The 20,123-nt window shown below is 39.6% G+C and carries 18 protein-coding genes; all 18 read left to right on the top strand.

The window, feature by feature from the left end:
- The first annotated feature begins 2 nt into the window (after positions 1-2).
- On the top strand, positions 3-1,196 hold the full coding sequence (gene ygeW, locus IGI63_RS05965) for a knotted carbamoyltransferase YgeW (protein WP_002359643.1): 1,194 nt from the start codon (positions 3-5) through the stop codon (positions 1,194-1,196).
- 240 nt (positions 1,197-1,436) lie between these two features.
- Positions 1,437-2,381: a carbamate kinase gene (arcC, locus tag IGI63_RS05960; protein WP_002367131.1), complete on the top strand. Its 945-nt coding sequence runs from the start codon at positions 1,437-1,439 to the stop codon at positions 2,379-2,381.
- A 14-nt stretch (positions 2,382-2,395) separates the two neighbouring features.
- Entirely contained in the window at positions 2,396-2,776 is a 381-nt protein-coding gene (locus IGI63_RS05955; protein ID WP_002362244.1) for a RidA family protein, read from the top strand.
- A 93-nt stretch (positions 2,777-2,869) separates the two neighbouring features.
- The gene (locus tag IGI63_RS05950; RefSeq protein WP_002356594.1) at positions 2,870-4,189 is read left to right on the top strand and encodes a nucleobase:cation symporter-2 family protein; all 1,320 of its coding nucleotides are present in this window, start codon (positions 2,870-2,872) and stop codon (positions 4,187-4,189) included.
- Between the two features lie 93 nt (positions 4,190-4,282).
- Positions 4,283-4,642, top strand: coding sequence for a winged helix-turn-helix domain-containing protein (locus tag IGI63_RS05945; RefSeq protein WP_002356595.1), 360 nt, complete (start codon positions 4,283-4,285; stop codon positions 4,640-4,642).
- The gene (locus IGI63_RS05940; RefSeq protein ID WP_002397107.1) at positions 4,639-5,646 is read left to right on the top strand and encodes an XdhC family protein; all 1,008 of its coding nucleotides are present in this window, start codon (positions 4,639-4,641) and stop codon (positions 5,644-5,646) included. Before IGI63_RS05945 ends, IGI63_RS05940 begins: the two co-directional genes overlap by 4 nt.
- Positions 5,647-5,766: 120 nt before the next feature.
- Positions 5,767-8,340: a selenium-dependent xanthine dehydrogenase gene (gene xdh / locus IGI63_RS05935; RefSeq protein ID WP_002410254.1), complete on the top strand. Its 2,574-nt coding sequence runs from the start codon at positions 5,767-5,769 to the stop codon at positions 8,338-8,340.
- 13 nt (positions 8,341-8,353) lie between these two features.
- Complete coding sequence (gene mocA, locus IGI63_RS05930) at positions 8,354-8,935, top strand: molybdenum cofactor cytidylyltransferase (protein WP_108120076.1); 582 nt, start codon at positions 8,354-8,356, stop codon at positions 8,933-8,935.
- Between the two features lie 13 nt (positions 8,936-8,948).
- Positions 8,949-10,097, top strand: coding sequence for a selenocysteine lyase SclA (gene sclA / locus IGI63_RS05925; protein WP_429975512.1), 1,149 nt, complete (start codon positions 8,949-8,951; stop codon positions 10,095-10,097).
- 15 nt (positions 10,098-10,112) lie between these two features.
- On the top strand, positions 10,113-11,135 hold the full coding sequence (gene selD, locus IGI63_RS05920) for a selenide, water dikinase SelD (RefSeq protein WP_002362241.1): 1,023 nt from the start codon (positions 10,113-10,115) through the stop codon (positions 11,133-11,135).
- Between the two features lie 15 nt (positions 11,136-11,150).
- Positions 11,151-11,738 carry a sulfurtransferase-like selenium metabolism protein YedF gene (yedF, locus tag IGI63_RS05915; protein ID WP_016622328.1) on the top strand — a complete coding sequence of 196 codons (588 nt, stop codon included), beginning with the start codon at positions 11,151-11,153 and terminating at the stop codon, positions 11,736-11,738.
- Between the two features lie 20 nt (positions 11,739-11,758).
- On the top strand, positions 11,759-12,016 hold the full coding sequence (locus tag IGI63_RS05910; RefSeq protein WP_002356603.1) for a DUF3343 domain-containing protein: 258 nt from the start codon (positions 11,759-11,761) through the stop codon (positions 12,014-12,016).
- Positions 12,004-12,759 carry a selenium cofactor biosynthesis protein YqeC gene (gene yqeC, locus IGI63_RS05905; protein WP_010819565.1) on the top strand — a complete coding sequence of 252 codons (756 nt, stop codon included), beginning with the start codon at positions 12,004-12,006 and terminating at the stop codon, positions 12,757-12,759. The genes IGI63_RS05910 and yqeC overlap by 13 nt, the downstream gene beginning before the upstream one ends.
- On the top strand, positions 12,723-13,553 hold the full coding sequence (yqeB, locus tag IGI63_RS05900) for a selenium-dependent molybdenum cofactor biosynthesis protein YqeB (protein WP_174114044.1): 831 nt from the start codon (positions 12,723-12,725) through the stop codon (positions 13,551-13,553). Before yqeC ends, yqeB begins: the two co-directional genes overlap by 37 nt.
- A 235-nt stretch (positions 13,554-13,788) precedes the next feature.
- On the top strand, positions 13,789-14,253 hold the full coding sequence (locus tag IGI63_RS05895) for a flavodoxin (RefSeq protein WP_002382673.1): 465 nt from the start codon (positions 13,789-13,791) through the stop codon (positions 14,251-14,253).
- A 37-nt stretch (positions 14,254-14,290) separates the two neighbouring features.
- Positions 14,291-15,148: a sulfide/dihydroorotate dehydrogenase-like FAD/NAD-binding protein gene (locus IGI63_RS05890; RefSeq protein ID WP_002370486.1), complete on the top strand. Its 858-nt coding sequence runs from the start codon at positions 14,291-14,293 to the stop codon at positions 15,146-15,148.
- The gene (gene gltA, locus IGI63_RS05885) at positions 15,141-16,559 is read left to right on the top strand and encodes an NADPH-dependent glutamate synthase (protein ID WP_429975511.1); all 1,419 of its coding nucleotides are present in this window, start codon (positions 15,141-15,143) and stop codon (positions 16,557-16,559) included. The genes IGI63_RS05890 and gltA overlap by 8 nt, the downstream gene beginning before the upstream one ends.
- Before the next feature lie 20 nt (positions 16,560-16,579).
- Entirely contained in the window at positions 16,580-20,113 is a 3,534-nt protein-coding gene (gene nifJ, locus IGI63_RS05880) for a pyruvate:ferredoxin (flavodoxin) oxidoreductase (RefSeq protein WP_429975510.1), read from the top strand.
- Positions 20,114-20,123 lie beyond the last annotated feature (10 nt).

Genomic DNA, 20,123 nt, shown 5'->3' with positions numbered 1-20,123 from the left:
GAATGGAAACGTTTAAAGAATATATTGAGAAATTAGATAAATTAGAATTTGAAAAAATGTACGAAAATGACTTTTTCCTAACTTGGGAAAAAACAAGAGATGAATTAGAAGCTGTTTTCACAGTTGCCGATACATTACGCTATTTAAGAGAAAATAATATTTCAACTAAAATCTTTGATAGTGGCTTGGGGATTTCTTTATTCCGCGACAACTCTACAAGAACACGTTTTAGTTTCGCTTCAGCGTGTAATCTTTTGGGCTTAGAAGTTCAAGATTTAGACGAAGGAAAAAGTCAAATTTCTCACGGAGAAACTGTTCGTGAGACAGCAAACATGATTTCTTTTATGGCTGATATCATTGGTATTCGTGATGACATGTACATTGGTAAAGGCAATGCTTACATGCACGAAGTATCAGAATCTGTCCAAGAAGGATATAAAGATGGGGTATTAGAACAACGCCCAACGTTAGTGAATTTACAATGTGATATTGACCATCCGACGCAAGCAATGGCGGATGCGTTGCATTTAATTCATGAATTTGGTGGCATTGAAAACCTGAAAGGGAAAAAAGTTGCCATGACTTGGGCGTATTCACCATCTTATGGAAAACCATTATCTGTTCCTCAAGGAATTGTTGGTCTAATGACCCGTTTAGGAATGGATGTCGTCTTAGCACATCCAGAAGGTTATGAAATTATGCCAGAAGTAGAAGAAGTTGCGAAGAAAAATGCGGCAGAATTTGGTGGAAACTTTACTAAAACGAATAGTATGGCAGAAGCATTCAAAGATGCGGATGTTGTTTATCCGAAAAGCTGGGCACCTTTTGCGGCAATGGAAAAGCGAACTGAATTATATGGCAATGGTGACCAAGCAGGAATTGATCAATTAGAACAAGAATTACTTTCTCAAAATAAAAAGCACAAAGATTGGGAATGTACAGAAGAATTGATGAAAACAACAAAAGACGGCAAAGCTTTGTATATGCATTGTCTACCAGCTGATATTACTGGCGTTAGTTGTGAAGAAGGCGAAGTGGAAGCTTCTGTTTTCGATCGTTATCGGGTCGAACTTTACAAAGAAGCTAGCTACAAACCGTATGTTATTGCGGCTATGATTTTCTTAAGTAAAGTAAAAAATCCGCAAAAAACCTTAACAGACTTAGCGGATAAAGCGACACCAAGAGAAGTAAAATAATGAATTTGGCATGAAGACAGATGCTTTTTCTTTACACAATGAATCATTAGAAGTTGCCTCTTCAACATGAACAAATAAGACCTTCCCAAGTCTATTCATGAATGTGTGATTGTCTCGAGTCAAGAACGCTTAGTCATGTGCGTTGACTTCATGCAACGACAACAGACAGTTAATACGAAAACTCGTTGTGAAAAAGAAAAAGCATCGTCCTTTTTATAAAACAGAAAATGAGGTGAAGCAATGGGCAAACGCGTCGTAGTAGCTTTAGGTGGCAATGCTTTAGGAAATAATTTGACGGAGCAGATGACTGCCGTGAAACAGACCTCCAAAGCGATTGCAGATTTGATTGAAGCAGGATATGAAGTTATTTTATCTCATGGCAATGGTCCTCAAGTGGGGATGATTCAATTAGCTATGGAAGAATTTTCCTTTAATAATCCACAATATCCAGTTGTTCCGTTATCCATGTGCGTAGCCATGAGTCAAAGTTACATTGGCTATGATTTAGAGAATGCGCTACAAGAAGAGTTGCGTCAACGAAATATAAGTAAAGCCGTCACCACCGTAGTCACTCAAGTGGTCGTGGATGAAAATGATCCGGCGTTCAAAAAACCAACGAAACCAATTGGTCGCTTCATGACAAAAGAAGAAGCAGAACAATTAGTCAAAGAAAAAAATATACAAGTGATGGAAGATGCTGGCCGTGGTTATCGCCAAGTCGTCGCTTCTCCTAAACCAAAAAATATTGTCGAACTTCTCACGATTCAAACATTGGTTGATGCTGGCCAAACAGTCATTGCTGGCGGCGGTGGTGGCATCCCAGTCATTCAAGAAGGGAACCGACTAAAAGGTGTCAATGCAGTCATCGACAAAGATTTTTGTAGTGAACGACTGGCTGAACAAGTGGATGCTGATCTGCTCGTGATTTTAACAGCAGTTGAAAAAGTTTGTATTAATTTTGGTAAAGAAAATCAAGAAGCCTTAGGGAATGTTTCAACAGAAAAAATGAAACAATATGCGCAAGAAGGTCAGTTTGCTCCAGGTTCAATGTTACCAAAAGTTGAAGCAGCGATTAAGTTTGCTGAATCTAAGCCAGGTCGAAAAACATTGATTACGTTATTAGAAAAAGCCAAAGAAGGATTATCTGGAAAAACAGGGACTTTAATTGAAAATAAAGAATCATAGAATGGAGGAAAACGATGACAAACAAAATGATTAATTCTGCACAGGCACCAGCTGCTGTAGGGCCTTATTCACATTCTGTCTTAGCGGGAAATACGTTGTACATTTCTGGACAACTAGGATTAGATCCGCAATCGGGCGAAATGAAGACTACAGTGGAAGAACAAGCAAAACAAGCTTTTATCAATTTAGGTTCGATTTTAAAAGAGGTCGAGATGACCTATGATAATGTTGTGAAAACAACGGTGTTTTTACAACATATGTCTGATTTTAGCAAAATTAACGAAATCTATGGGAATTACTTTTCAGAAGTTTTGCCTGCACGTTCTTGTGTAGAAGTAGCCAAGTTGCCAAAAGATGGTTTATTTGAAATTGAAGCAGTTGCTGTCAAAGGATAATTTTTAAGATGTTTCTGAGGGAAAAAGGATTGCATTCTTTACTGATTAAGGGGAACAATCCTTTTAGAATAAAAAGAAGAAGGAAACGATCCTATGAATGAAAAAAAAGAGCAAGCATTATTTGAATATGATGCGAAACTATCAATTTCTGAAGCAATTCCGATGGGATTGCAACACGTTGTCGCAGCAGTAGTAGGGATTGTCACACCGGGAATTATGATTGCCAAAGTTTGCCAATTAAGTCCTAGTGATACGACTATTTTGATTCAAACATCATTGATTTTTTCAGCAGTTGCAACGTTAATTCAACTTTTCCCTATTTTTGGAAAAGTGGGTTCACGGTTACCAGTTATGATGGGGGCAAGTTTTGCGTATGTACCGATTTTGATGGCCATCGGAGCTGATTTTGGAATTGCAGCAATTTTTGGTTCCCAATTAGTTGGCAGTATTCTTGTTATTATTGTTGGTTTGTTCATTAAAAAAATCCGTGTGTTGTTTCCGCCTTTAGTAACAGGAACGGTTATTTTAAGTATTGGCCTATCCCTGTTTCCTGTTGCGATTAAGTATATGGCAGGAGGAGCTGGTAGTGCTGATTTTGGTTCAGCCCGGAATTGGTTAGTTGCATTATTAACCTTTGCGATTGTCTTTTACTTCAATTATTTTGCAAAAGGATTTTTGAAGTTATCCGCAATTTTAAACGGAATGGTTATTGGCTATTTGATTTCTTTAGCTTTAGGGATGGTTAGTTTTGAGCCAGTTCAAAATGCTAAAATCGTTCAGGTAATTACCCCGTTTCATTTTGGACTGGATTTTCAACTGGTACCAATCTTTACGCTTGTGGTGATGTTTATTGTTGATGCTGTTCAAGCCATCGGTCAATTTACAGCAACAACGGTTGGAGCAATGGATCGAGATGCAACGGATGAAGAATTATCTGGCGGAATTATGGGGAGTGGATTCACTAACTTTATTGGCAGTTTATTTGGATCAATCCCAGTGGCAACTTTTGGACAAAATGTTGGTCTGGTTACGGTAACAAAAGTGATTAATAAATATGTTCTGGTTTTCGCTTCAGTTATATTATTAATTGCTGGTTTTGTTCCGAAAGTAGCTGCATTATTAACTACGATTCCTTACGCGGTAATTGGTGGCGCAACGATTTCAGTTTTTGCTTCTATTTCTATGACAGGTATTCGGATGATTGCTTCGCAGGAAATGACTCCTCGAAATACTGGGGTTGTCGGAACAGCTCTAGCATTTGGAATTGGTGTCACATTGTCTACTGGAAGCTTAGCTGGTTTTCCAACTTGGGTAACAACGATTTTCGGTAATTCGGAAGTTATCTTAACCACTTTGGTAGCAGTCCTTTTAAATGTCATTTTAAAACCAAAAAAGCGCGTAGCACTTGAGTGAAGATTGCTTTTTTTGATACGAAAGTGAGTAAGCTTTCGTATCCTTTTTCCCTTACGTTATCTATAAAAAAATGAACGAATAAAGGAGGAGAAGATGTTTACGTATTCCCTAAACTTAAAATTAAAAACAGATCGGAACTTTTTTGGTCCTGGCGTTGTCGAAGTTTTACAAAAAATTCAGCAAACTGGGTCACTAAACTTAGCGGCAAAAGAGATGAAAATGTCTTATAATAAGGCATGGCGGATTGTGCGGGTAGCTGAAGAAGAGCTATCTTTTCCATTAATTATCAAAAGTGTTGGTGGTTGTAATGGTGGCGGGTCAATTGTTACGGATCAAGGAAAAGAGTTGATTGATCAATATCTTTTATTTGAGAAAAAAGTGTATCAACAGGTAGAGGCATGTTTTGAAGAAATCTTTAAAGAACAGGATGTAGTATCGGAGGAACTGAAATGAGAGAAGTATTTCAGCGTTTGAAACAGGCAATATTGGAAAAGCAAGACACGATGTTATTAACGATTGGTACAAGTTCAGGATCCACACCACGAAGTCAAGGGGCTAGAATGCTGGTTTCCGCCGAAGGTAGAATAGCCGGAACTGTTGGTGGTGGGGCGGTTGAATTTCAGGCTGAACAAGTGGCAAAAAAGCTACTTCTTGAGAAAGAAAATGCACAACGTCAATTTATTTTAGCCCCGAATAATATTGCTGATTTAGGTATGGTCTGTGGCGGGAATGTCACGATTTTTTTCCATTATCTTTCATGGGAAACGCCATTTTTAAAGGAGTTGTGTGAATCCATAGAAACGCATTTTCAAAATAACCAACAAGGTTGGTTAGTGACTGAACTAGATCAAAACAATTTAGGAAAAGTATCCTTTTATAGTGAAACAGGCGAATTGATTGGTTCCACTTCTTGGGAGGGGGAATTAAGTTTGCTACCTAAAGGTATCCATTGTGAGCAAAAAGAGGACATAATTTTTTTAACAGAAGCGATCCTCCAAGTAGGGAAAGTGTATATTTTTGGAAGTGGTCATGTCGCACGCGCATTGGTACCTATTTTAAACTATTTATCGTTTTATTGCGTTGTAGTGGACGATCGTCCAGAATTTTTGACGGCACAAGCTTTTCCACAAGCTGAAGAACTACGGGTGATTCCTTTAGAAAATTTAGCTGCGTTTATTGAAATAACGGCGGACGATTATGGTATAGTGATTACCAGAGGACACAATTTTGATTTCATCGTTGCCAAACAGTTATTGGAAACACCAGCCAAATATATTGGTGTGATGGGGAGCAAACACAAAATTGCTTCACAAGTTCGACGGTTAAAAGAGGTCGGTTATACAATGACTGAAATTGAAAGAATTTTCATGCCAATTGGCTTAGATATTGCAGCCGAAACACCAGAAGAGTTAGCGATTAGCATCGCGGGAGAATTAATTCAACAGCGCTATCAATAATGAGGACCTTTAAATTAAATAAAAAACTTTTTTTGCTAAAAAATAATTTTTAGAACGAAGATTTGTGGTATAATCTAGGTGATTGAACACTAAACTATATCAGAAATCGAGGTGCAAGAAATGTATTCAATTATTGTAAATGGTCAAAGTGAAACCTGTGAAACAAACAAAAAATTAATGGACTTTTTGCGGGAGGATCTGGGCCTAACTGGAACAAAAGATGGCTGTAACCAAGGCTCTTGCGGTGCATGTACGGTGTTAGTAAATGGAAAGGCTTCCAAAGCATGTTTGTTTACTCTAGAAAAATTAGCTGGTAAAGAAGTCACGACAATCGAAGGTTTAAGCCAACGGCAAAAAGATGTCTATGCCTATGCGTTTGCAAAAACGGGTGCAGTTCAGTGCGGGTATTGCATCCCTGGGATGGTTATTTCGGCACAAGGATTATTGAACAAGAAACCCGAACCCACAAAAGAAGACATTCAGAAAGCTATACGAGGAAACATTTGTCGTTGTACAGGATATGTGAAAATAATAGAAGCCATTCAGTTAGCTGCTAAAATGTTTTGTGAAGAAACGAGCATTCCAGAAGAACATTCAAATGGTAAATTAGGGGAAGACTTCCAACGGGTCGATGCAGTGGAGAAAACCTTAGGAACAGGGATTTATGTAGATGATATTGACATAGAAGGAATGCTTCATGCATCTGCTTTGCGGAGTGCCTATCCTCGCGCAAAAGTTCTATCAATCGATAGTACCCAAGCATTGGCGCATCCTGACTGTGTGGCTGTGTTCACAGCTAAAGACGTTCCAGGAAATAATAAAATTGGTCATTTAGAATTTATTTCCGATTGGGATGTAATGATTCCAGAAGGAGAAATAACACGGTATGTTGGGGATGCAGTAGCACTCGTTGTTTCAAAAAGAAAAGAAACCTTACCAGAGATAAAAAATTTAGTGGAAGTTGATTACGAAGAAATGATACCGCTTACTTCTTGTGAAGCTGCTTTAGCAGAAGGTGCACCAGCTATTCATGAAAAGGGCAATATCTTGTCTCATGAACACTTGGTACGTGGCAATGCAGAGGAAGTGTTAGAAAATTCTGCGTTTGTAGTGACAGAACATTATTCCGTACCAATTAATGAACATGCCTTTATGGAGCCCGAATGTGCGATTGCACAACCTGAAGGTGAGGGCATTTTACTCTTTAGTGCGGGTCAAAGTATCTATGATGAACAACGGGAAGTGGCTCGGATGCTAGGGCTAGACAAGGAAAAAATTCATGTTCAATCAAAACTTGTTGGTGGTGGTTTTGGTGGAAAAGAAGACATGAGTGTTCAGCATCATGCATCCTTAGCCGCTTGGTTATTGAAGAAACCAGTAAAAGTACTGCTAAGCCGTGAAGAAAGTTTGATGGTTCATCCCAAACGCCATGGCATGGAAATGGACTTTACGACCGGCTGTGATGAAGAAGGCAATTTAACTGCAATGAAAGCAGTGATTTATGCGGATACTGGGGCCTATGCTTCTTTAGGAGGACCGGTATTGCAACGGGCTTGTACACATGCGGCAGGTCCCTACAAGTATCAAACGATTGATGTGGAAGGGTTTGCTGTATATACTAATAATCCGCCAGCAGGTGCATTTCGTGGATTTGGTGTTTGCCAAACGGCTTTTGCAATTGAAAGTAATTTAAACTTGTTAGCAGAAAAAGTCGGACTATCACCATGGGAAATACGCTTTAAAAATGCCGTCGCCCCAGGAGATACTTTACCGAATGGACAATTGGTCTCGAAAAATGCGGCGTTAAAAGAAGCCTTGTTAGCAGTTAAAGACGTCTATGAACAAGCGGAAGTTGCTGGAATTTCTAGTTTCTTTAAAAACAGTGGCGTGGGTGTGGGGCTACCTGATACAGGGCGTTGTATTATTTCTGTTGAAGAAGGAAAAATACATGTCCGCACAAGTGCTGCTTGTATCGGTCAAGGGATGGCAACCGTTACGACGCAAATTGCCTGTGAAACATTAAATTTACCACCAGAAATGATTGTTGCGGAAGCACCTGATACGAGAAGAACGCCGAATTCAGGAACAACAACGGCTTCGAGGCAGTCACTCTTCACAGGAGAAGCAACTAGAAGAGCGGCAATGCAATTACGGTATGAACTTGATATGGGACGTGCTTTAAGCGATTTGGAAGGCGAAGAATTTTATGGGGAATATTCAGCGAAAACGGATCCGTTAATTAATGATAAAAAAAGTCCAGTTAGTCATGCTGGTTATGGTTATGCTGCTGAAGTAGCTATTCTAGATGACAAAGGAAAAGTAGCTAAATTTGTGGCTGCGTATGATATGGGGCAAGTGGTGAATCCACGAGCTGCTGAAGGTCAAATTGAAGGTGGGATTGCGATGGGCATGGGGTATGCTTTAACTGAAAAATTTGCCTTAGAAGAAGGCTATGTTAAAGCAAAATATGCAACGCTAGGATTAGTGAACGCCACTCAAGTACCACCAATCGAAACAATTTTGGTTCATGCTGACAATCTTCACGAAGGTTTAGCTTATGGAATTAAAGGCGTAGGTGAGTTAGCAACGATCCCTACCGCACCAGCTTTAGCAGGCGCATATTTTGCCTTGGATGGTCAGCTCCGACCAAGTCTGCCTTTAGAAAATACCCCTTATCAAAAGAAAAAAAGATAAAAGGAGACAACTCATGTCACTCGTTAGTGTCATTATTCTAGCATCGGGCAATTCACAACGGATGGGCCAAAATAAATTGTTCTTAAAATATCAAGGAAAAACATTTTTAGAGCACACGTTAACCTTAGTGAATCAATTAGACGTATTAGAACGGATTTTAGTTGTTTCGCCTGAGAATCAGCCAGCGTTTCCTTTACCTAAGAACATTCAGTTGATTCTCAATCATCAATGGCAAGAAGGACAAAGTAGCAGTATTCGTTTAGGAACCGAACAAGCTCGGGGAGCTGGCTATTTATACTTACCTAGTGATCAACCATTGTTAACACCTAAAATGCTACAACCTGTGTTAGATAAATGTCAGAGAAATAAAATTGTAGTGCCATTACAAAAAGATGGTTGTCCTAGTAGTCCAGTATTATTCGGTAATCAATTTCGACAAGAACTATTAACATTGACTGGTGAAACAGGCGGACGCATGATTTATGAACGCTTTCCAGAAGCAGTTCAGATGCTGAGAATAGCGACTCCTGACCGTTTAAAAGATATCGATACGCCAGAAGAGTACAGAAAATTAATTCAAGAAACCAATAGTTAGAGAGGAAAAACGTATGAAGGACTTGGTTTATTTAAATTATGCAGCGACTTCCTATAAAAAATTTCCAGCAACCATTGAGGCTTTGACTGCCTATTTAGCAGAAAATCAGTTCATGAATTACGGAAGAAATGCCCCTTTGCTGAGAGAGGGGCTTCCTCTTTTAGAGACACGTCAATTGTTAGCAGACTTTTTTCAGGCACCCAGTGCGGCTCAGATTACGTTTACGAATAACGCAACAACTTCCTTAAATCTTGCATTAGCAGGTTTTTTACAACCTGGCGACCATGTGATTACGACTATGTTAGAACATCATGCAGTAGCCAGACCTCTTCACTTGCTTGAGAAAGAACGAGGCATTTCAGTGACATATGTTGCTTGTCAAAAAACTGGCCTGTTAGATGTAGAAGATATTCAGCGAGCTTGGCGAACGAATACAAAAGCCTTGGTGATGACACACGCATCCAATGTCTTAGGCACCATTTTACCCATTGAAGAATGTTTTCAATGGGCTCAACAGAAAGGATTACTAACTATTTTGGATGCGGCTCAAACGGCGGGATTTTTACCAATAAAAATGACCCAGATGGCCATTGATGTGTTAGCCTTTACTGGACATAAAAGCTTATATGGATTAGCAGGTATTGGTGGGTTAGCTTTTAGTGAGCGAGGGGCTGAAGCGGTTAAGCCACTGATAACGGGCGGCACTGGTAGCCATTCTAATTCCTTTGATCAACCCTCTTTTTTACCAGATAAATTTGAAGCTGGTACGTTAAACAGTTTAGGTATTCTAAGCTTAAATAGTTCTGTTAAAGAGTTGAATAAAATTGGTTTAGCAGCGATTCAAAAGCACGAACGAACCTTAATGCAGAATTTTTTAAATGGTTTATCAGGGTTACCTGTCACAATTTTAGGAACCAAGGACGTGGCACAAACTGTCCCTGTTGTTTCTATCACACTGTGGAATCAGGAAGAAACAGTGGTGGCACAGCAACTAGCAGAACAATATGGCATTATGACGCGCGCAGGTTTGCATTGTGCACCATTAGCCCATGAAACAGCTGGGACTTTAGCAACTGGCACCTTACGTTTTAGCTTTGGTTGGCAGACAACGCCTGAAGAAATTACTTGGACAATTCACGCTTTACAAGAACTACTAATGTGAGAAGGAGCGGACAGCATGGATTTTTTATCACAATGTACATCAGGTGGTTGCGGGGCAAAAATTGAATCCCGTGTACTGAACCAATTGTTGCAACACTTACCCGAAACACCGGCAAATGAGCGGCTACTCGTCGGATTTGAACATGCCGACGACGCCGCGGTTTACCAAATAACGCCTGAAAAAGCTTTGATTTCAACGGTAGATTTTTTTTCACCAATGGTCAATGATCCGTTATCATTTGGAAAAATTGCGGTCGCTAATGCTTTAAGTGATGTTTATGCCATGGGCGGAACAGTCCTTTATGCGCTAAATCTTGTTTGTTTTCCACAAAAGATGTCAAAAGAATGGTTGGAACAAATGCTCTTGGGTGGCAGCTTAAAATTAAAGGAAGCGGGTGCTTTACTGGCGGGAGGCCATTCGATTTATGACCATGAACCCAAGTATGGTCTAGCGGTAACCGGAGAAGTTCATCCGGAAAATTTGTGGCATAATAATACGCCACAGGTGGGGGATGTCTTGATTTTAACTAAAGCATTAGGTGTAGGAATTATTCAAGCGGCTGTTCGGGGGCAATTGGCGAAGCAGACGGAACAAAAAATCGCACAAGATTCGATGGAACGTTTAAATAAATATGCCGCTGCGAATGCTCGATCCTACGCAGTACATGCTTGTACTGACGTGACTGGGTTTGGTCTATTAATTCATGCAAAAGAAATGGCTGATAATCAGGTAACATTACTGATTGATACAGAAGCATTACCAACCATTACAGGAGCGTTGGCCTACGCCGCAGAATGTTTAGTCACTGCAGCTGGGCAAAGAAACCGCCAAACAATCGGAACGACAATCGATTATTCAAAAATTTCTATGGAAATGCAAGAACTTTTGTTTGATCCACAAACTTCTGGCGGACTGTTAATTAGTGTCGCTGCTGACGAAGCGGCAGCCTGTTTAGCAGCTATTCAAAAAGAGGACCCTGTTGCCAAAATTATTGGCGAGGTTCTGCCAAAAGAACAACAAGCAGTAGTACTTTTATAGAGAGAAGGGCCAAATATGAAATTAGTAGATGCATTGGGGAAACCTTGCCCAATACCTGTGATTGAAACAAAAAAAGCTTTGGCGGAGTTAGGTTTAGCTGGAGGCACTATCGAGGTATTAGTCGATAACGAAGTAGCCATTGAAAATTTAAAAAAATTAGCTACTAAAAAACAGGCCACTTTGACTGCGAAGCAGATAGAAGCCACGGTTTTCTCTGTCAAAATTACGGTACCTGAAGAAGCGACGCAACAAACAAGTCAGTCAGCAACAGATTTAGTAATTACGATTGGCTCCGATCAATTAGGTACTGGAGACGAGCAGCTAGGACGACTATTAATGAAAAGTTATCTTCAATCATTATCAGAAGCAGAAACTGTTCCTACACAGCTATTATTCTTTAATCGAGGGGCATTTTTAACGAATCAAGCAGCGAATACCTTAGCTGATTTGCAACAATTAGCGGAGAAGGGAACCACGATTCAAACGTGTGGGGCCTGTTTAGATTTTTATCATTTAACAGACACCTTAGCTATCGGCTCTATTACTAATATGTACGAAATTGTTGAAACAATGAATCAAGCGGTTAAAGTAATTACGCTTTAACAAAAAAAGAAGGTGAAAAGATGGAGTATTTGCTAACCTTTCCGAATACACATTATGCTGTTTTGGCAGAACAAGTACTGTTGGCAAGAAAGGTGGCTGTTCGCGTCTTTACTTTGCCACCATCATTGACGGATGGCTGTGGGATCGGTTTACTCATTAATGAAGCGGAAATAACTCACAGTGTATGTTTTTTAGAAGAAGCAAAAGTACGCGTAGCCTCTATTTTTTCTGTGAAAAATGACCTTGGGGAAAGGAGGTACCAACTGTGGAGTCCTTAAAAAAGTGTTTTGATTTACAAGGAAAGGAGATTGTGTCAATTGTTGGTAGTGGTGGGAAAACAAGCTTAATGTGGGCGCTAGCAAAAACATATCGAAAAGAAGCTGTTCTGGTTAGTACAACCACAAAAATTGGGTTTCCCCAACGTCAATTGTATGATTATTTTTATACAAACCATTTTGAAAAAATAACGCCGAATATCTGCGGAATCACTTTAGCAGGAACCGCTATCAACAACCAAACAAAACTAACGATGCCTGCAATGACCTCGTTTCAAACATTGTTTCAGCACTTCACGAAAGTTTTTTTAGAAGCGGATGGGTCCAAACAACGACCTTTGAAAGGCTGGTCCTCTTATGAACCCGTGATATTAAAAGAAACAACCACCACAATTGGTGTGCTTCCGATTTCTGTGATTGGTCAAAAGATAGATGAAACGACCATTCATCGGTTGCCGCTTTTTTTGGAATTAACCGATGCGCAACTACAAGAACCAATCACAGAAACATTGTTAGCTCAACTGATTGCTCATCCAAAAGGATTGTTTAAAGAGAGCCAAGGCAAACGAATTTTGTGTTTAAATCAAACCCATACGCGAAGAGAGTTCGTTCAAGCGATGAATGTCTGTCTTCAGTTACCCAAAAGCTGTTTTGAAAAATTAGACAAGATTATTGCTTGCAATATGGAATTAGAGAAAGGACTTATTTTATGGGAGAAATCAGTCAAAACATCCAAGAAAAATTAGTGATTGTTCGCGGAGGGGGCGATCTAGCGACAGGTGTTATCCAAAAATTATGGCACGTTGGCTTTAAAATACTAGTATTAGAAACAGAATGTCCTCTGGCCATTCGGCGGACTGTTTCAGTTTGTGATGCTATTTTTCAGAAAGAACAAAGAGTGGAAGATTTGGTTGCTGTTCGAATTACTTCATTAAAGGATTGCGCGAAATGTTGGCAGCAAAATAAGCTGCCTGTTTTTGTCGATCAAACAGCAAGTGCTATTCAACAATTGAAACCACTGATTGTTATCGATGCGATTTTGGCTAAGAAAAATTTAGGTACGCATCGAGGAATGGCACCGATTACGATTGCTTTAGGACCAGGCTTTTCAGCACCGAAAGATGTCGATGTTGTGATTGAGACAATGCGTGGACATAGGTTGGGACGTTTATACTTTGAAGGAACAGCTTTACCTAATACAGGTATTCCAGGTGAAATTGGCGGAAAAAGTGCGGAACGAGTTGTCCATGCTCCTGCTTCAGGACAAGTTACCCACCTTAAAAACATAGGGGATCTCGTGTTGAAAGGGGAAGCATTATTTTTTATCGATCAGGTTCCAGTTTATTCGCCTCTGACAGGGACTTTGAGAGGATTGATTTCAGAAAAGGTAACATGTTATCAAGGGTTGAAGTGTGCAGATGTAGATCCTCGACCAGTTGAGAAAGTCGATTGCTTGACGATCTCCGACAAAGCTCGTGCATTAGGGGGAGCGGTTTTAGAAGCAATTTTTATGATTGGAAGAAGGAAAAACGTTTTATAAAAAAGAACCTAAATAATATTTTTTTTACCTTAAAAATATTGTTAAAAAGGTTTGGAATGTGGTATAGTAAAGACGTAGTAAAAAATACTCTATCTCGAAAGGGGAAGAGTACATACTTAGTTAGATTAGTTTGTGAATAAAATCATTTGTAAAAGTTATTTTTTTAAGGATTAATGTAAGGGGTTACAATTGCATTTGAATGCATTGAAATATTTAGGAAAAAGAAAGGAAATGAATGAAGATGGCACTAGTAAAAATTGTTTATGCAAGTATGACTGGAAACACAGAAGAAATTTCCGAGATTTTGGAAGAACAGTTTCAAGAAGCTGGAGTTGAAGTAGAACGTGAAGAATGTTCAGAAGTTGATGTAGACTTCTTTGATGATGCAGATGCTTGTATTATCGCAACGTATACTTATGGTGATGGGGAACTGCCTTTTGAATTTGAAGATTTCTTTGATGAATTAACTGAGAAGGATTTAGCAGGTAAGCCATTTGGTGTTGTTGGCTCCGGTGATCGTGAATATGGTGAATTTTTCTGTAAATCAGCGCATGATTTTGTAGGAGCTTTTGAAAAAGCTGGTGCTAAAAAAGTAGCTGAAACAGTTGAAATTGAAAACAATGCAGAAGAAGAAGACATCGAAATGCTAAAAACATTTGTTAAAAGTGTCGCCACAACTTTATCTGATAGCGTTGCCTAAGGGTTTAAGAAAGTAGGAGTCAGAATGAAAAGGAACGATGAAGGTAGGTATTTCAATGTTTAATATTCTTCAATCGACTCAATTATCTAGTAATACATTTGATTTTTGGCTGGAAGCGCCAAGAATAGCGACACATGCCCAGGCTGGACAGTTTGTTATTTTAAGAATTGACGAAAAAGGAGAGCGGATCCCTTTAACGATTGCGGAGACAAATCCACAAGCAGGCAGTATTCGAATTATTTTCCAAGTAATTGGTAAGACAACAGCTGCACTTTCCCAACTTAAAACTTCCGACTCTTTGTTAGATGTCACTGGACCTTTAGGTATGCCCACAGAAGTGAAGCAATATGGAACGGTGATGGTTGTCGGTGGCGGGGTTGGTATCGCGGCTATTTATCCAATTATCAAGGCTTTAAAAGAAGCAGGCAACCGAGTGATTACGATTTTGGGAGCACGAACAGCTGAGTTAGTTCTGTTACAAGAAGAATGCCGTCGTTATTCAGATGAGCTAATCATTACAACGGATGATGGTTCATTAGGTAAAAAGGGCTTAGTAACAGAAGCGATGGAAGAAGTTATTGCACGTGAATCTGTAGCGTGCAGTTGGGCGATTGGGCCCAGCATCATGATGAAATTTTGTACCTTGACAGCTGAAAAACATCAATTACCAATTTATGTTTCCTTGAATCCTATTATGATTGACGGAACAGGCATGTGTGGCGGTTGTCGGGTCACTGTTGATGGCACCATGAAATTTGCCTGTGTTGATGGACCTGAGTTTAAAGGCAATGAAGTAAATTGGGATGAATTCATTAATCGAATGAAGCAATATCAGGAAGAAGAAGCAGTTTGCTTTACAGATCGTTTGAAAGAGCAGGTGGAGAAAAATGGCTAGGAAAAGTCGTATAAAAACACCGATTGCGGAACAAGCACCTACTATCAGAAAGAATAATTTTGAAGAGGTTTGCTTAGGCTATACATTAGCAGAAGGGCAAGAAGAAGCGATTCGCTGTTTACAATGTAAAAATGCACCTTGTATTGCTAAATGCCCCGTGATGATTGATATTCCTGGATTTATTTTAGCTATTCGTGAAGGAAACATGGAACAAGCAGCCAATATTTTAAGTAAATATACGAATTTACCTGCTATTTGTGGACGCGTTTGTCCGCAAGAGAAACAATGTGAACAAGTTTGTAAATTAGGGAAAGCCAAAAACTTTGAACCAGTGGCAATTGGCAAATTAGAACGTTTAGTTGCCGATTGGGCATTAGAAAATCACATGTTTCCAAAAAAAACAGCGGAACCAACAAAAGGGAAAATCGCAGTGGTCGGTTCTGGTCCTTCTGGGTTAACAGTTGCGGGGGATTTGGCAAAGCTCGGCTACGAAGTAATTATTTTTGAAGCGCTTCATGAAGCTGGTGGCGTATTAACCTATGGCATACCTGAATTTCGATTACCGAAAAAAATTGTTAAACAAGAAATTGCGAGTATTGAAGCCTTAGGTGTAACAATAGAAACCAATGTGGTAGTAGGTAAAACGATTACGATGGAAGAAATAATGTCAGAGTTTGATGCCTGTTATCTATCGGTTGGTGCAGGGGCACCAAATTTTATGGGAATCCCAGGAACTAGTTTAAATGGGGTTTATTCTTCTAGTGAATTTTTAACACGAATCAATTTAATGCATAGCTATGAGTTTCCAGAATATGATACACCGATTAAACGTGCTAAAAATGTTGTTGTGATTGGCGGCGGGAATGTTGCAATGGATGCCGCTCGTTCAGCCAAACGATTAGGCGCTGAAAATGTGAACATTGTGTATCGTCGTTCGTTAGAAGAATTACCAGCAAGAATTGAAGAATACCACCATTCCCTTGAAGAAGGAATTAACTATTATTGGTTAACGAATCCAATTGCTTATTTAGATGACCAACAAGGAAATCTAGCCGGTGTTGAATGTATCAAAATGGTTTTAGGTGAACCAGATGTGTCTGGAAGACGACGGCCAGAACCGGTTCCAGACAGCACGTTTACCATTCCTGCTGATGCAGTAATCGAGGCAATTGGCCAAGGGGCAAATCGAGTCTTGTTATCAACATATCCAGAAATAGAACTAAACCAATGGGGTTACATTCAGGCTGATCCTAAAACAGGAGCAACCTCAATACCTGGCGTTTTTGCTGGGGGCGATATAGTCACAGGTGCTGCCACCGTTATTTTAGCGATGGGCGCTGGGAAAACCGCAGCTAATGCAATTGATCAGTATGTCAAAACACAAAAAACAACAGTCACAAGCAATGTTTAGGAAAGATAAAAGGTGAAAAAATGAAAAAAACAATGGATGGAAACACCGCAGCGGCTTATATTTCATATGCGTTTACAGAAGTTGCCGCTATTTATCCTATCACACCAAGTTCAACAATGGCTGAGTTGGTAGATGAATGGGCGGAAAGTGGTTTAAAAAATATTTATGGTCAAAAAGTTCAAGTTATTGAAATGCAATCAGAAGCTGGGGCAGCGGGAGTAGTTCATGGTTCGTTAAAAACAGGTGCGTTAACCACTACTTATACTGCTTCACAAGGTTTACTGTTGATGATTCCCAATATGTATAAAATCGCAGGAGAATTGCTGCCTTCTGTGTTCCACGTGGCGGCTCGGGCAGTAACGACAAGTGCGTTGAGTATTTTTGGTGATCATGGCGATGTGATGGCTACCCGCCAAACAGGTTTTTGTATGTTAGCAGAATCGAGTGTTCAAGAAGTGATGGATTTGTCGGCAGTTGCTCATTTAGCTAGCTTAGAAGGTAGTTTACCTTTTGTAAACTTTTTTGATGGTTTTAGAACGAGCCATGAACTACAAAAAATCGAAGTGATTGATTATGATGACCTGAAAGAAATGGTGAATCAGGAAGCTGTAACTCGTTTTAGAATGGGAGGCATGAATCCTAATCATCCCACTGTTTCAGGGACCGCTCAAAATCCTGACATTCATTTTCAACAAAGAGAAACAGTCAATAAAAATTACGAAGAAATGCCAAAAATTGTTCAAAAATACATGAAAAAAATTAACAATCTTCGTGGAACAACGTATGATTTAACCGATTATTACGGGGTTGAAGATGCAACAGAAGTCATTATTTCAATGGGGTCGGCTTCGCCAGTAATCAAACAAACAGTCGACTATCTCAATCAACAAGGACGCAAAGTTGGTTTTATCAATATTCATTTATATCGTCCATTTCCTACCGAAAACCTTCTTGAAAAATTACCAGCTACAGTAGAAAAGGTTGCGGTTTTAGATCGAACAAAAGAATCAGGAGCCGAAGGGGAACCGTTATTGCTAGATGTTCAAAGCGCTCTCTATCAACATGAAAATCGTCCAATTGTGATTGGTGGACGTTATGGGTTAGGTTCTAAAGACGTAGCGCCTAATCAAATTAAAGCGATCTATGACCATTTGTTATTGCCATTTAAAGAATTAAAACAACGCTTTACGGTAGGGATCGTTGATGATGTAACCTATCAATCATTGCCAGAAGAACCTACTTTAGATTTAACGCCAGATACTACCTTCCAAGCAAAATTTTGGGGCTTTGGTTCTGACGGAACTGTGGGAGCAAACAAGCAAGCGATTAAAATTATCGGAGATCATACCGACCTTTATGCACAAGCTTACTTTAGTTATGATTCTAAAAAATCAGGCGGTTTAACCGTTTCGCATCTGCGTTTTGGTAAAGAGCCAATTACTTCCACGTATTTAATTGAACAAGCAGATTTCATCGCTTGTCATAATGCTTCCTATTTGCATAAATACGACCTGTTAAAAGGTTTAAAAGATGGCGGAACGTTTTTACTGAATACTATTTGGGATCAAGAAAAGGTTCATCGTTTATTACCGGCTAAGTTAAAAAAATATATTGGGGAGCACCAAATCAAATTTTATATTATCAATGCGGTTGAGTTAGCTCGCAAAGTAGGCTTAGGCCGTCGGATCAATACAGTGATGTCTACTGCCTTTTTTGAAGTAACAGATATTTTAACGAAAGAGCAATATTTACCGTTACTTAAAGAAGAAGTGAAAAAGACTTATGGAAAAAAATCAATGGAAATTGTTGAAAAAAATTACCAAGCGATTGATGCTACCTTTGAATCGCTGCAAGAAATCGTAGTTCCAGAAGATTGGGCCACCATTGTTTTAGAACCAGAAAATCAAGAGTCGGAAGCTCCAGCTTTTGTGACAAATATTTTAGAACCAATCAATCGTCAAAAAGGGGATCAGCTGACCGTTTCAGATTTGATTGAAAACGGAATGAAGGGCGGTGCCATTCCTATGGGCACTGCGGCTTATGAAAAACGTGGCATTGCGTTAGAAGTGCCTGAGTGGCAAATGGATAAGTGTACGATGTGTAATGAATGTGCCTTTGTTTGTCCACATGCGGCTATTCGACCGTTTTTAGCGGATGAAGAAGAACTGAAAGAAGCACCTGCAGGTTTTGCCATGCGCGAAATGCGTGGCACAGATGGGTTGATGTATCGTATCCAAGTTTCTTTAGAAGACTGTACAGGTTGTGGTCTTTGTGTTCAGGCATGTCCCGTGAAAGACAAGGCGATTTTAATGAAACCTTATGAAACTCAGAAAGAGCAAGCGATGAATTGGGCCTTTGCGATGACTCTTAAACAAAAAGCCAACCCAGTCAAAAAACTTTCTGTTAAAGGTTCCCAATTTAACCAGCCATTGATGGAATTTTCAGGTGCTTGTGAAGGCTGTGGCGAAACACCTTATATTAAGTTGTTGACGCAATTATTTGGTGATCGAATGATGATTGCTAACGCAACAGGCTGTTCATCAATTTGGGGTGGTTCGTCACCGGTGACGCCTTATACAACGAACGAATGTGGCCAAGGACCAGCTTGGAGTAATTCGCTGTTTGAAGATAATGCGGAATATGGTTATGGTATGTATATTGCCAATCGAACGAAACGTCAACATTTAGCTAGTCTGGTTGAAGAAAGTCTTGCTAAAAATGTCGGATCAGATTCACTTCAAGCCTTGTTAAATGATTGGTTGGAACACATGGCTGAAGGGGAAGGAACACAACAGCGAGCAACCAAACTAGCGGCGGCATTAAGTGAAGAAGCCGATGAAGATCCACTTTTAACAAAAATTTACGAACAAAAAGATTTACTAGTGAAAACGAGTCAATGGATTGTCGGCGGCGATGGTTGGGCCTATGATATCGGGTTTAGCGGCATTGATCATGTTCTTGCCAGTGGGGAAGATGTTAATATTTTTGTTATGGATAACGAAGTGTATGCCAATACAGGCGGACAAACATCTAAAGCTACACCAGCTTCAGCCATTGCCAAATTCTCAGCGGGTGGGAAACATACCTCTAAAAAAGATTTAGGGATGATGGCAATCACTTATGGGAATGTCTATGTTGCACAAGTGGCTTTAGGCGCAAACTCAATGCAAACGATTAAAGCAATTGACGAAGCGGAGCGGTACCCAGGCCCATCAATTATCATCGGTTATACCCCATGTATTAATCACGGGGTCAAAGGCGGAATGGTTCGGACGTTAGATCAAGCCAAAGAAGCCGTTGAATCTGGCTATTGGCCACTTTATCGCTATAATCCAGAGTTAGTTAAGAAAGGCAAAGATCCGATGGTCATTGACTACAAGAAAACAGATTTTGACAAAATGCGTGATTTCCTTGAAAAACAAACACGTTACTCTGCGTTGCATACAATTAAACAGAATCAAGAAGTAGTCGAACATTTACTTGATAAAACTAAAGAAGATGCAATTGAACGCTCTGAAAGTTATAACAAACTAGTCACACACATGAAAAAATAAAAAAACAAAG

This window comes from Enterococcus sp. DIV0086, assembly GCF_050498705.1.
Taxonomy (GTDB): Bacteria; Bacillota; Bacilli; order Lactobacillales; family Enterococcaceae; genus Enterococcus; species Enterococcus faecalis.
Note: the sequence above shows the minus strand (reverse complement) of the source record. Positions and strands in the feature narration are given on the sequence as shown.

Coding starts and splice junctions, on each gene's coding strand:
- ygeW (WP_002359643.1), top strand. CDS start 3: ATGGAAACGTTTAAAGAATATATTGAGAAATTAGATAAATTAGAATTT.
- arcC (WP_002367131.1), top strand. CDS start 1,437: ATGGGCAAACGCGTCGTAGTAGCTTTAGGTGGCAATGCTTTAGGAAAT.
- IGI63_RS05955 (WP_002362244.1), top strand. CDS start 2,396: ATGACAAACAAAATGATTAATTCTGCACAGGCACCAGCTGCTGTAGGG.
- IGI63_RS05950 (WP_002356594.1), top strand. CDS start 2,870: ATGAATGAAAAAAAAGAGCAAGCATTATTTGAATATGATGCGAAACTA.
- IGI63_RS05945 (WP_002356595.1), top strand. CDS start 4,283: ATGTTTACGTATTCCCTAAACTTAAAATTAAAAACAGATCGGAACTTT.
- IGI63_RS05940 (WP_002397107.1), top strand. CDS start 4,639: ATGAGAGAAGTATTTCAGCGTTTGAAACAGGCAATATTGGAAAAGCAA.
- xdh (WP_002410254.1), top strand. CDS start 5,767: ATGTATTCAATTATTGTAAATGGTCAAAGTGAAACCTGTGAAACAAAC.
- mocA (WP_108120076.1), top strand. CDS start 8,354: ATGTCACTCGTTAGTGTCATTATTCTAGCATCGGGCAATTCACAACGG.
- sclA (WP_429975512.1), top strand. CDS start 8,949: ATGAAGGACTTGGTTTATTTAAATTATGCAGCGACTTCCTATAAAAAA.
- selD (WP_002362241.1), top strand. CDS start 10,113: ATGGATTTTTTATCACAATGTACATCAGGTGGTTGCGGGGCAAAAATT.
- yedF (WP_016622328.1), top strand. CDS start 11,151: ATGAAATTAGTAGATGCATTGGGGAAACCTTGCCCAATACCTGTGATT.
- IGI63_RS05910 (WP_002356603.1), top strand. CDS start 11,759: ATGGAGTATTTGCTAACCTTTCCGAATACACATTATGCTGTTTTGGCA.
- yqeB (WP_174114044.1), top strand. CDS start 12,723: ATGGGAGAAATCAGTCAAAACATCCAAGAAAAATTAGTGATTGTTCGC.
- IGI63_RS05895 (WP_002382673.1), top strand. CDS start 13,789: ATGAAGATGGCACTAGTAAAAATTGTTTATGCAAGTATGACTGGAAAC.
- IGI63_RS05890 (WP_002370486.1), top strand. CDS start 14,291: ATGAAGGTAGGTATTTCAATGTTTAATATTCTTCAATCGACTCAATTA.
- gltA (WP_429975511.1), top strand. CDS start 15,141: ATGGCTAGGAAAAGTCGTATAAAAACACCGATTGCGGAACAAGCACCT.
- nifJ (WP_429975510.1), top strand. CDS start 16,580: ATGAAAAAAACAATGGATGGAAACACCGCAGCGGCTTATATTTCATAT.